The sequence below is a fragment of the Coleofasciculus sp. E2-BRE-01 genome (assembly GCF_040221695.1).
Taxonomy (GTDB): Bacteria; Cyanobacteriota; Cyanobacteriia; order Cyanobacteriales; family Coleofasciculaceae; genus Coleofasciculus.
Genome location: NZ_JAVKEA010000058.1, coordinates 63,512 through 75,495 on the forward strand (window position 1 = coordinate 63,512; position 11,984 = coordinate 75,495).

Here is an 11,984-nt window from a genome sequence, read left to right on the forward strand (position 1 = left end):
ATACAGGTCGTTATGGGTGACTCAATGTCAGAAGCGGATTTTAAAGTAATACTATTGCATGAAACTCCCGTCATGCAACTTCCGGCTCGCCTGAGTGTGCTTGAAGCTGTGGCTTTCAAAGAAACCTTCCAGCAAATTTTGCAGAACCACCCCCTGCCGCCAAAAATTATTTTAGACTTTCGTCAAACAACCTTTATCGATAGCTGTGGGATTGGGGCGTTGGTGAATAATTACAAAAATGCGACCAGTAAGGATATTGAACTGGTACTTACCAATGTTGGCACTCCGGTGATGATGATTTTGAGAATGACGAACCTCGATCAAATTCTCACAGTGGAACTGCTTTCTGAATCAAGTCAGCCACCAGCATTACCACCCACTCACCCTTCCACCCGCTCTGGGATCAAACGCGGACTCGATATTATCGGCGCAATTGTTGGCTTAGGAATTACCGCACTGCTGTTTATTCCCATTGCTATTGCCATCAAACTTGATTCACGAGGTCCTATCTTCTTCAGTCAGATCCGTAAGGGGTGGATGGGCAAAGAATTTCGGATTTGGAAGTTCCGCTCTATGTATGTCGGTAGTCAAGATATTAGTAAGGGTAAAATTCGAGTTAAACCGTTGGATGAAAATGCCCCTGATCCCAGAGTGACACGAGTCGGTCGGTTTTTACGGAAAAGTAGCCTTGATGAACTGCCTCAATTTGTCAATGTCCTGAAAGGGGACATGAGTTTGGTGGGAACTCGACCCCCGACACCGGATGAAGTAGATTACTACGATGTCCCCGAATGGCAGCGTTTAGATGTCAAACCGGGTATGACAGGAGAGTGGCAGGTCAATGGGCGAAATCAAATCCATGAGTTTAAGGACATCATTGACTTAGATTTACGCTACCAGCATCACTGGAGCTTGATGTATGATGTCAAATTAATTATTAAAACAATTTTAGTGGTTTTTTCTAAAAATAGTGGCGCGGCTTAAAAAAATAAAAAAATATGGGACTGGCTTTCGATTAATGCACCATGACAAACCCCTTAAACAATCGCATCTCAAGGTAGCCACAGACATAAATGCTGTTGCGAAAATTCTCGCCTGGTTTGATAGGTTAGCTTTGCGCCAATTTCCTGACCAATTTTGCGGGGATTGTAAAGTGGCTCTAGACGAAGCCTTCGCCAACGCGGTTCACCACGCTCATCGCCACTTACCTCAAACCACACCGATTGAGCTGGAGCTGAAGATATTTGCTGACCGCTTAGAGATACGGATTTGGGATCATGGACAACCGTTCGATTTACAGGCTAAGTTGGACGCTTTACACCAAAAAGGCTGTAACCTTCTAGAGGAAACAGGCAGAGGATTAATTTTGATGGAGCAATTCACGGATGAACTATATTATCAACGCTTATCTGATCAGCGCAATTGTTTGTTTATGGGAAAACGACTCGTACCAGTGAGCCATTGAATGCCGTAAGCCATTGAAGGAATGTGTGAAACCCGTGAATTTATCCAGCCTCTAGGCTGATTGCAGTTACTCTTACGATGCGGCATTCTGATAAAGGCAACTACAATAGGTAGATCCTACAATAATGGTGTTTCCTTAGCAATTGAGCCGTGCAATGTCCTTGAACATAAGCCTAGACATCCTGATTGATAGGCACTCGGCTAGTTTGGCGAAAAAATTAGCCCCAACTGGGTAAGTCCCACTTGCTTTCCTAAAATTTATGAGAATTCTGATTTATTCCTACAACTATTTTCCCGAACCCATTGGCATTGCCCCACTGATGACCGAACTCGCTGAGGGGTTAGTGAAACGAGGACATCAGGTTCGGGTGGTTACGGGTATGCCTTGGTATCCTCAAAAAGAAGTCTATAAAGACTACCAAGGCAAATTATACTGCACCGAGGTGATCAACGGCGTGGCGATTCAACGCAGTTATGTCTGGATTCGCCCTGAACCCAGTTTAATCGACCGATTATTATTGGAAGTTAGCTTTGTGGCGACGAGTTTTGTCCATGCTTTAAAGGGTAAGCGCCCCGACATCATTTTCTTGACAGCACCACCACTACCCGTTGCCGTACCCGCAGCACTCCTAGGATGGCTACACCGGGTTCCAGTGGTTCTCAATCTTCAGGATATTTTACCCGATGCGGCTGTACACCTGAAAATTCTGACCAATACCAAGCTGATTCGCATCTTTTCCATTTTGGAAAAATTTGCCTACCGGACAGCGACCAAAATTAGTGTTATTGCTGATGGGTTTATTAAAAACTTGCAGAATAAGGGAGTCAGTGAAAGCAAAATTGAGCTGATTCCGAATTGGGTGAATGTTGATTTCATCAAACCTTTACCTAAAGAACCAAATGCATTCCGTCAGGAGCATGGACTCAACGGCAAGTTTGTGGTCATGTACTCCGGGAATATAGCGCTAAGTCAAGGCATAGAAACCGTTATCCAGGCTTCGATTCGCCTGCGCCACGTTCCCGAAATTGTCATTGTTATTGTGGGAGAAGAAAAAGCTTTAGAACGATTGCAGCAAGAAGAAGCGAGGGCGCTGGTAGAATGGCAAATTGAGATCCAAAAGAAAGCGCGATCGCAGGTGAAAGCAGAAGCTAAAGCCTTGCAACAATTACAGCTATACAAACAAACCTGTAAAGCCACTAACGTACTCCTGCTACCATTTCAACCTCGCGAAAAACTCCCGGAAATGCTAGCCGCCGCCGATGTGGGCTTGGTCTTGCAAAAGCACAACGTTATTGACTTTAATATGCCCTCAAAAATTCCGGTTTTGATGGCAAGCGGTCGTGCCATGATCGCCTCGGTGCCAGCCGAAGGGACAGCCGCCAGTGCCATTCAAAGAAGTGGCGGTGGTATTATCGTCAAACCCGAAGATCCCAAAAATTTAGCCGCCGAAATTTTGGATCTCTATCTCCATCCGGAAAAAGTCAAAGCTTTGGGTGACAAAGGCAGAAAGTATGCCGAAGAAAATTATGCGTTTGACCGAGCGCTTGATCGCTATGAACAACTCTTTGCTTCCCTTCAGAAGCGTTGAGGTGACACAGAAGATAAAATGGATTCAATACCTATAGTATAGAGTCAATCTTAGCCTTGAGGAGTTGGGTGACCGAATGCGGGATCAGGTTTTAACCTGGCTAAACGATAATGTTCCGACAGCCCGGATGCAGCACATCCTGAGGGTTGAGCAGATGTCTATGGAATTAGCTCGACATTATCATTTAAATGTGGAGCAAGCCGCTCAAGCCGGATTGATGCATGATCTGGCTAAATACTTTAAGCCAGAGCGACTCTTGCGAATGGCTAAGGAGGGAGGTATCGATATAGATCCAATCTGTGCAGCGACTCCCCATCTGTTACATGCTGATGTCAGTGCTATCGTGGCTAAAGAGCAGTTCGCTATCCAAGAGGACGTTGTACTCAATGCGATCGCGCTGCACACGTTAGGAAATCCAGGAATGAGTGAGATGAGCTGCGTTGTGTTTTTAGCCGATAGTCTAGAACCAGGTCGTGGTGATACACCGGAGTTGGAGAATTTGCGAAAAATTGCTCGCGTCGATCTGCACAAAGCCGTTTGGCTAACCTGTGACTACTGTGTCAAACACCTGCTCAATACCCGTCGCCTGATTCACCCCCGCATGATCTTAACTCGGAACTGGGCGGTGCAACGCTTTAGCCAAAAACCAGAATTGACTCAGTAGGTCAATGGACATAAACCGAAAAATGTTACGTTTTATAAAAAATTATCAAACTCTAACAAATGACAAATGACAAAGGACAAATGACAAATGACCAATTTCAACGCTCATCTACCTTATTTGTCAATGAAAACCAAGACCAAAAAGCTAGACCCGATCTGGCATTAACCATTGCCCAAGCTGCAGATGATCGCAAAGGTGAAAATATCGTCATCCTCCGCGTGGCAGATGTTTCCTATATTGCTGATTATTTTGTGATTGTAACAGGCTTTTCGCGGGTACAGGTGAGGGCGATTTCTCAGTCGATTGAAGATCAAGTGGAAACGACTTGGCAACGGCGTCCTCTACGAACCGAAGGACAAGCCGATGGAAGCTGGCTGCTTCAGGATTACGGTGAAGTGATTGTTCACATTATGCTGCCTCATGAACGGGAGTTCTATAATCTAGAAGCATTTTGGGGTCACGCCGAACATGTTGAATTCAATTCGCAACAATCCTAACCTGAACAAATACTATGAGGGAATCGTCCGTTTCTTTCTGTCCCGTACCGACAGAACAACAACCGATTCATGAGTACCAACAATTAAAAGACTCTTGGTTTTTCCGTTGGGCGAAGCTAGAATTGAGAAATTATGGACTCAAGCTGGCTTGGGTTTGGGGCTTAAGCTGGTTAATAGCCGGTCCAGTCGCCGCCGCTAGTTTTGCGCCGCACCAGCATCTGGTACAGTTTATTTTGGCGGGTGGCGCAGGTGCTGGCATGTTTTTGATATTGGTGTTACTGCGACTGTACTTAGGTTGGTCTTACGTGTGCGATCGCTTATCGACCGAAACCATCGGCTATGAAGAGTCCGGCTGGTATGATGGTCAAACCTGGACGAAGCCACCAGAAGTCCTGAGTCGCGATCGCCTGATCGTCTCCTATCAAGTTCAGCCCATTCTGCAACGCCTGCAACGAACATTGGGCATTATCGCTATTCTTATCATCAGTGGTAGCTTGCTATGGAATCTTTCTTGATAATTTATGGTTTGGTTTTTCCTCAAAACGATTAAGTTGGTTGGTGGAAATAAACCCAACACTATTAATTTCTGCCAATATTCCCTAAACTCTTACAAATGACCAATGACCAATGACCAATGACGAATAACGAATGACAAGGGTAAAACGTAATCAAGCACCAGCGATCGAAGTCCGTTTACTCCGGGAAGGCATAGCCGAGTCCATCCACCACGCTCAAGCTGTCCTCTGTGACGAGCGAGGGCGTGTCCTATCTGTAGCGGGCAATTCAGAAACATCAACCTTTATTCGTTCGGCACTCAAACCGTTTCAGGCTCTGGCAGTTACTACAACGGGAACCCTGGAACGATATAATCTTAACGACCGGGATTTGGCAATTATTTGTAGTTCCCACCAAGGTCATCTGGAACAGGTTCGTCAGGTTTTTAAGATTCTTTGGCGCTGCGATGTTGACCCATCAGCCTTGCAATGTCCTATTCCTCCGGGCAAGCAAAGTGCCTTAGAATACAACTGCTCTGGCAAACATGCAGGTATGCTTGCTGTCTGCCGCCAACGCAATTGGTCTATTGATAGTTATTTACAGTACAATCACCCCGTTCAACGACTCGTTTTGAGCAAAGTCGCGGAATTGATGCGGATGCCACCAGAAGAGTTGATTTTGGCACACGATGACTGTGGGGCACCGACGTATTTTTTGCAACTCGCTCAAATCGCCACCCTCTTTGCTCAACTCGCTTCTGGTGACAATTTGGCAATGGAGCGAATTGTTCGGGCAATGACCCATCATCCTACCTTAGTGGCAGGAGAAGGAGTATTTGATACGGAATTAATGCGATTGACTCAAGGTGAACTGGTGAGTAAAGCTGGATCAGAAGGGGTTCAATGTATCGGTCGTGTGGGTGAAGGACTGGGTATGACAATTAAAGTCATGGATGGAGCCAAACGCGCTAAATATGCGGTAGCGATTCAGCTTTTGAAGCAAATGGGTTGGATTAGTCCCGCCGTGGCGGAAAGTTTGGCGGAAACCTTTATGCATTTCGGTGAGTTCAAGCGTTTAGAGGTGATTGGCGAACTCTCGATGAGTTTTTGAAGTCATTTTTCTTATGTCCTTGGTCATTTGTCTTATGTCCTTTGTTGGTACTACCCCACCTAGACTTTTTTTGCTTGGAGTTGCCACATTTAGTAAATAGGTGTTATGCTGTTTAGAGCGACGCGGGATAGAGCAGTCTGGTAGCTCGTCGGGCTCATAACCCGAAGGTCGGTGGTTCAAATCCGCCTCCCGCCACCAAATATAAAGGTAAGCCCTGTAAACGATTGAGTCTACAGGGTTATATTGTATATATTTTGGGCGGTTGATAGCTCCTAAGTTCACAGCTAGATCAGGGCGCACGTCGGTGCTATCCTACCGTGTTTCAGGCGATCACAATTATCGGGGCTATCTGGGAAAAGGGAAGACGCGATCGCACGCTGGGAGACTATCACCTTTGATTCGGGTGTAGGGGCGACCCACTTGCATTAATTAACAACGGTGTCCGCTTAATTTGATCGGGTCGCCCTTTATTCAATTGGCGGTGTCAAACGGTGTTTTTTGAGCGTTATGTGCTTTCCTGGATAGGCTTCCATCGCACTTTGGTGGGGAACGCTTCTATTCCTGGTGAGATGGTGTATCTGGGGAAAGGGGAAGGCGCGATCTGCTGTAGGCTCTACTCGCTTCGCGATCGCACGCTGGGGATAGAGAAAGTGCGATCGCGTGGAAGCCCAGGTATTTGTAGGGACGGGCGCGAGCCGTTTAATTTTGATGTTTGTGATAACTTTTCAACAAAACCCGCCCTGACTCAAAATGGAGGTGTGTTTTAGGCGATCGCGCTTTTGATCAGGGATTGGCGCTAACCGGGAGAGGGAGGGCGATCGCACCCTGGGAGACTATCACCTTTGATTCGGGTGTAGGGGCGACCCGCACCGCATTAATTAACAACGGTGTCCGCTTAATTTGATCGGGTCGCCCTTTATTCAATTCCCGGTGTCAAACGGTGTTTTTTGATCGGTTATATACGTTATTTATACAGTTTCACAAGTCCCTTTCTTACGGCATTTTGAAATACAGTTGGTACATGAAGCCGACCACTATTAGCAGGAGATTTAGGATTCAAAGGATTAAACATATTAACGTATGCTCGATTGTTATGCACTTCTACATGGGTGTGAGATCCGTAACTTGCACCTGTGTTACCTTCTTTTCCAATTAAAGAACCTGCTGCAATAGTTTTACCTTGTAAATTCTCATTAATTGAACCTTCGGCTAAATGCCAATAGATGAATGTTTGGTTAAGCTCTTTATTGTAGATAGCAACCGTTCCATTGTATCCCCAATACTTAGAACTAACTTCTTTTCCATTCTTGGCTTCAATTACTTCACCGCCAACTAAGGCATAAATTCCCGGATTACTATCTCCGTCTATCGAATCAACTGCCTCACGAATAATGTGATCGTGATTGTGGCTGTTAGACCCCAATCTATTGTTGATATTGTCTTGATACAGTGCATTCAAGTAGTCAGCATTTGTGTAAATGTAATTTGGATTAGGATCAGTACCACCAGTATTGCGCTTCACCTCCGCATTTAAGACCAAGTGATAGTTTCCACTATCACCAGATTGAGCCTTGACCCGAACATAGTATGTGCTGTTTGCTTTCAACTCATATTCGTCATAAGTTGACTTCCGATTCCGAGAATTAACTTTCTTCAACTCCTTGCCATTCTTGTCATACAAAATTAACTCAACATCTCCCTCCAGAGGTAAACTACCATTACCACTTGGATGACGAACGGCAAATTGTAAGAGTCGAGGATCGGAGCCAGTGGAAAATTTGTAGTAATCCAGCTCACCAGTCGGTACTCCGACGTGATCATTCACTGTAACTCGTTTTCCTCCAATTTGCCCCAGATTCCGAGCATCAGATCGAGTCTGCCCTGCTTGATCTAAGTTATGAACAAAGGTGTAAGAAGATGAAGACATTGATGGCTTAGGAGTCATCACGACGCGATACTTACCAGGTCGAAGAGAATCATAGCGAAATACACTGTTACCAGTGCTATTTGGATTGACAGCAACCCATTGCCCATTCTGTTGTAGGTAAATTTTAGAGGTGTAGTGAATGGAGTCAATTGTCTTACCATTGACATCTCGCACTGCTGTGTGTAGGGTGCGATCTGTCGCATTACTATCAACCCGGAAATTATACTCAATTTGACCCGTCAAACCCTTAAACTCATGCCGCCCAGATTGCGCCCAGATTTCTTCAAAGTTTAAGACCAGATCGTAGTTTGTTCGAGAACCATTCCTTGCGGTGACTTCAATATAGTATTTGCTATTATGTTTCAGGTTCTCGGCTGCGAATGTAGGCTTGCGGTTGACAGAATCAACTGACAATACCTCCTTACCATTAGCATCCAACAACCGCATCTTAATGTCACCATCTAACGACCGATTCTTTGTTTCTTGATTCAAATCACTGTATAAACTACGAACCGCAAACTGCAAGACTGGCTGAAAGTTGCTAGTGGTAAAGGCATATAAGTCCTTATCACCAACGGGCAGACCCACATGATCACTCACAATAATGCGCTTACCATCAATTTTTCCATACTCTCGGTTCAAGTTGCGGGCTTTTGCCAAGCTATCCCCAGCTTGATCCAAATTCACAATCATCTCATAAGGAATATCCGCTTTTTCATGTTCAACGTCCACTTTTATTAGATATTTTCCAGCCGATAAATCCTGTAAACTTGCATAATTGTCATCAGGATTAACGCCAGTCAGGGGAATTTGTTGCAGCTGACCATTACCGAGGTCACGATAGACTGTAGTGCGTAAGTCTGGGTGAGCCAGTCCTGTATTCCGCGCCGCCAAATTAATAACATTTTTACTACCCTTTAAATTCACCCAGTATTCACTACTTCCCTGCATATTAGGATAGGTGTGACGACCATCCAGAGCATCAATAATATTGGTTGTGGGGGTTGGCTGCCAAATTGGAGAAATGGTTTCAGGTAGGTCAATGTTAGGGAGTTGATGCCCTGTCCCAGTGAAGTAAGGAATTGCTTTCTGACCATTCCAAATAATATGACCATTCTTAAAAGTTTGATTAAGGAATCCATTACCTAAATCAACAGGCTCACTAATGGGTTGTCCCAATTTAACTTTATTGGCTTTATAAACATCGTCAATTGCTTTTTGAGCAACACTACTTAAAGAATCAGTAGGAGATTGTGCTGATCCTGATGAATTGATAGGAACGACTAAATCATCACTCCAGTGTTTGCCATCGAAAGCAGAAATAACAATTGACTGTTCTTTATCTGGCTCACTTCCAGCAACAAACTGCAAATCTTTAAGTTGACTAGCGTTGATGTACAGGGTTCGAGGTTGTTTCACACCATTCAAGGTGAAATAGCCACTTTTACTACCAGAATCTCGGTTATGGAAGTAGTAACTTTGCATATCATCGCCGTCAGGATCTTGGACGCTGAAGAGGCTTGATCCAGCAACAGTAGCACCAGGGGATAACGTAACCTTGTTGATGCTAATCATGGGTAAACGGTTAGTAGCTGCGGAGCCATTAATAGGAAGTGGATTGGCTACAAAATTACTGTATTGACTCCAGTGCTTACCATCAAAAGCCCGAATAGCAAGAGTTTCAGTCTTTCCCGCTTCGCTACTCGCCACAAATTGCATATCTTTCAACTGGCTCGCATTCACATAAATTGAGCCAGATTGCTTTACACCATTAAGCGTGATGTAGCCACTGTTATCACCATGATTTCGGTCGTAGATGTGATAGATCTGCATAGCGTCGCCATCAGCATCATTGACACTAAATAGGGTAGACAGTGGTACAGTTTCTTCTGGCTTAAATGCGCGATTATGTACAATAATTTCGGGTTGCTTATTTTCCTGGATAGAGCCATTAATGGTCTGAGGATTGACGACAGCATTAATCGCTGAACTCCAGACCTTGCCATCAGAAGCCCGAATTGAAAACGTCTGAGTCTTTCCTAGTTCGCTACCGCTCACGAATTGCAAATCCTTGAGTTGGTCTGCATTGATAGTAAAAGAGACACCAGTCTTAACCCCATTTAGAGTGAAGTAGCCACTACCGGGCATTTGATCAGATGAATAAAATTTGTATTGCAGAATAGGATTACCATCTTGATGCGTCACTGAGAAGAAGTTGGCAGCAGAGATGACTTCATTCGGCGAGGCATGAAGATTATGCACGGTAAGAGTGGGAGCGCTACTATTGACAGCGCGATCGCCCGCAGTAAAGACCCCTTCACCACTCCAAGTTTCAGGAATCAAAGTCGAAGATACATCATGTTCTTCCCCAGAAGTTGCCTTAGCCAAGTGAACCGCCGCCGCTATATTCAACAAGCCAGCACCTGTCTCAGCATCATGACTCGTACTGCCCAAATCTGTGGCTGTATTCTTAATAATCTCAACCACCTGGCGGTAACTCAACTCAGGATTCGCCGCCCAAACCTGGGACACCGCCCCCGTCACCTTCGCCGTGGCTACGGAAGTCCCCGCCATACCGCTGGTTCCTTCCCCAGTCAAGGACAACTGGGGATTATCCACAGTTCCGCCATAAGCCATTACATCCAACCCATGACCATAACTGGAATAATCCGTGCGGTCAGCCCCCTTCCAAACCGACGTTTCGGGGTCAAACTGTTCCGCCGCCCCCACAGTCAGGATATTGTCAAACTCCTGAGAAGCCTGTCCTAATACCGACATCACATCCCCATCATTGCCAGCCGCCACCACTAACATGACATTATTCTGACGGGCATACTCAATCGCCGCCCGTTCCATTGGGGTAAACTCATAACGAGTCAATACCTCCCCATTGGCATCAATTTGGGTTAAATCTAAACTCAGGTTCACCACAGCATTGGGTTGACCCGATTCTTGCGCCGCATCAACAAATTCGACTAATGATTCTGCCCACTTGCCAGAACCAACAGCACGCCCAACCCAAATCGGCGCATCATCATTAATCCCTTCAACGCCAATATCATTATCTTGAGTCGCCCCAATAATTCCTAACACATGGGTGCCATGTTCATTCCCCTCACCAGCTTCCATCAGAGGGTTATTATCGCCATCAATGCGGTCTTGTCCTAAACTGATTCGGCTATAGTCAATATCAGGATTATTGTCACTGAAACCTGTATCAATAATGCCGACTAACGGCTGATTTTCTGGAGGAAACTCATTCTGGACAGGTTCAGCCAGTTCAGAATCTGTTATCGGTTCGGTGACTATTTCACTATTGTTAACAGGTTCATCGATAACAACATCGGTTGATTCTTCAGTTGTCGGTTCGGTAACAATTTCACTCTCATCGACTACAATCTCATCGGTTGGGGATTCTCCGACAAATTCATCCGTTAATAGTCCGCCATCATCAGGCGTATCCGGCGTAATGTAAGGTTCGGTATAATCAATCAACGCTTGACCCAAATCCGTCTCCCGCCAATCCTTTCCAGAATCAATCACCTCATCCATCAACGCGGCTTCACCCGTCGCCCCGCGCACTTGGAAAATAACATCGTTATAATCCCCATCCGACTTCGTATCCACCCGCAAATCTTCCATCACAAAGGTACTTCCATCCCCGGTGACATCGGCAATTTGCCCCACATGAAATGCATCATCTGGATTCGCCGTCGCCATAGAAAATAGGGGACGCGCCGCCCCTCCCACATCGGGATTATCAAACACCCGCATCGGGATTATCAAACACCCGTTGCACTGTATTATTGGGAACCAGCATAAAGCCAAACTCATCCCCTGGACGCATTTGGACTGTTTGAACTCCCAAATACTCTCCAGAATTGCGGTCACTTTCTCCTAATTCACCAACGAATCGCGCCCCTTCCGTTTGGTCACTAATCACAATATGACCTAACTCGGAATCACTCAACCCACGAGACGCCGCTTCCTGAATAAACGCCTCCGAACCCGGTTCAAACTCCTCCATCCCCTCTAAACTAAAGACAGCGAGTTCACCTTCATATCCCCCACCATCAAAGAGGAAATCAACACTAACGTCCCCAGTTTGTCCAACCGTAAACACGCCGGATTCAAATGTCACACTAGAACTGTCTAACCCAGTTAACGGCGATTCATTTAACGGCGTTTCTTCCGTCAGCGCTTCATCAGTGGCTTCACTTTCCGCCACGTCATCCAGT

General features: G+C 45.5%; 10 protein-coding genes, 1 tRNA gene and 1 pseudogene. 9 read left to right on the forward strand and 3 right to left on the reverse strand.

What is annotated here, in order from left to right; genetic code table 11:
• Positions 1 to 24 precede the first annotated feature (24 nt).
• From RIG66_RS06560 to RIG66_RS06600, 9 genes are all read left to right on the forward strand, one after another.
• The gene (locus RIG66_RS06560; RefSeq protein WP_446376348.1) at positions 25 to 984 is read left to right on the forward strand and encodes a sugar transferase; all 960 of its coding nucleotides are present in this window, start codon (positions 25 to 27) and stop codon (positions 982 to 984) included.
• Positions 985 to 1,018: 34 nt separating this feature from the next.
• A complete protein-coding gene (locus tag RIG66_RS06565; RefSeq protein WP_446376350.1) occupies positions 1,019 to 1,465 on the forward strand; it encodes an ATP-binding protein in 447 nt (148 codons plus the stop codon).
• 259 nt (positions 1,466 to 1,724) lie between these two features.
• Entirely contained in the window at positions 1,725 to 3,053 is a 1,329-nt protein-coding gene (locus RIG66_RS06570; protein ID WP_446376352.1) for a glycosyltransferase family 4 protein, read from the forward strand.
• A 76-nt stretch (positions 3,054 to 3,129) separates the two neighbouring features.
• Positions 3,130 to 3,717: a bis(5'-nucleosyl)-tetraphosphatase (symmetrical) YqeK gene (gene yqeK / locus RIG66_RS06575; RefSeq protein WP_446376354.1), complete on the forward strand. Its 588-nt coding sequence runs from the start codon at positions 3,130 to 3,132 to the stop codon at positions 3,715 to 3,717.
• Positions 3,718 to 3,797: 80 nt separating this feature from the next.
• The gene (rsfS, locus tag RIG66_RS06580) at positions 3,798 to 4,214 is read left to right on the forward strand and encodes a ribosome silencing factor (protein WP_446376356.1); all 417 of its coding nucleotides are present in this window, start codon (positions 3,798 to 3,800) and stop codon (positions 4,212 to 4,214) included.
• A 14-nt stretch (positions 4,215 to 4,228) separates the two neighbouring features.
• A complete protein-coding gene (locus tag RIG66_RS06585) occupies positions 4,229 to 4,729 on the forward strand; it encodes a CGLD27 family protein (protein WP_446376358.1) in 501 nt (166 codons plus the stop codon).
• A 133-nt stretch (positions 4,730 to 4,862) separates the two neighbouring features.
• On the forward strand, positions 4,863 to 5,819 hold the full coding sequence (locus RIG66_RS06590) for an asparaginase (protein WP_446376360.1): 957 nt from the start codon (positions 4,863 to 4,865) through the stop codon (positions 5,817 to 5,819).
• A 121-nt stretch (positions 5,820 to 5,940) separates the two neighbouring features.
• Positions 5,941 to 6,017: transfer RNA gene (locus tag RIG66_RS06595), tRNA-Met, on the forward strand.
• Between the two features lie 293 nt (positions 6,018 to 6,310).
• On the forward strand, positions 6,311 to 6,586 hold the full coding sequence (locus RIG66_RS06600) for a hypothetical protein (RefSeq protein WP_446376362.1): 276 nt from the start codon (positions 6,311 to 6,313) through the stop codon (positions 6,584 to 6,586).
• Positions 6,587 to 6,602: 16 nt separating this feature from the next.
• On the opposite strand, the gene RIG66_RS06605 is transcribed toward RIG66_RS06600, so the two are convergent.
• The 3 genes and pseudogenes from RIG66_RS06605 to RIG66_RS06615 all read right to left on the reverse strand — a co-directional run.
• A complete protein-coding gene (locus RIG66_RS06605) occupies positions 6,603 to 6,743 on the reverse strand; it encodes a hypothetical protein (protein WP_446376364.1) in 141 nt (46 codons plus the stop codon).
• 40 nt (positions 6,744 to 6,783) lie between these two features.
• Positions 6,784 to 11,520 carry a S8 family serine peptidase gene (locus RIG66_RS06610; protein WP_446376366.1) on the reverse strand — a complete coding sequence of 1,579 codons (4,737 nt, stop codon included), beginning with the start codon at positions 11,518 to 11,520 and terminating at the stop codon, positions 6,784 to 6,786.
• A pseudogene (locus RIG66_RS06615) lies at positions 11,507 to 11,984 on the reverse strand (DUF4114 domain-containing protein); the annotation flags it as partial. The gene RIG66_RS06610 and the pseudogene RIG66_RS06615, both read right to left, overlap by 14 nt.

Excerpts from the sequence above, each read along its gene's own strand:
- RIG66_RS06560 (WP_446376348.1), top strand. The coding sequence starts at position 25 with ATGTCAGAAGCGGATTTTAAAGTAATACTATTGCATGAAACTCCCGTC.
- RIG66_RS06565 (WP_446376350.1), top strand. The coding sequence starts at position 1,019 with ATGCACCATGACAAACCCCTTAAACAATCGCATCTCAAGGTAGCCACA.
- RIG66_RS06570 (WP_446376352.1), top strand. The coding sequence starts at position 1,725 with ATGAGAATTCTGATTTATTCCTACAACTATTTTCCCGAACCCATTGGC.
- yqeK (WP_446376354.1), top strand. The coding sequence starts at position 3,130 with ATGCGGGATCAGGTTTTAACCTGGCTAAACGATAATGTTCCGACAGCC.
- rsfS (WP_446376356.1), top strand. The coding sequence starts at position 3,798 with ATGACAAATGACCAATTTCAACGCTCATCTACCTTATTTGTCAATGAA.
- RIG66_RS06585 (WP_446376358.1), top strand. The coding sequence starts at position 4,229 with ATGAGGGAATCGTCCGTTTCTTTCTGTCCCGTACCGACAGAACAACAA.
- RIG66_RS06590 (WP_446376360.1), top strand. The coding sequence starts at position 4,863 with ATGACAAGGGTAAAACGTAATCAAGCACCAGCGATCGAAGTCCGTTTA.
- RIG66_RS06610 (WP_446376366.1), bottom strand. The coding sequence starts at position 11,520 with ATGCGGGTGTTTGATAATCCCGATGTGGGAGGGGCGGCGCGTCCCCTA.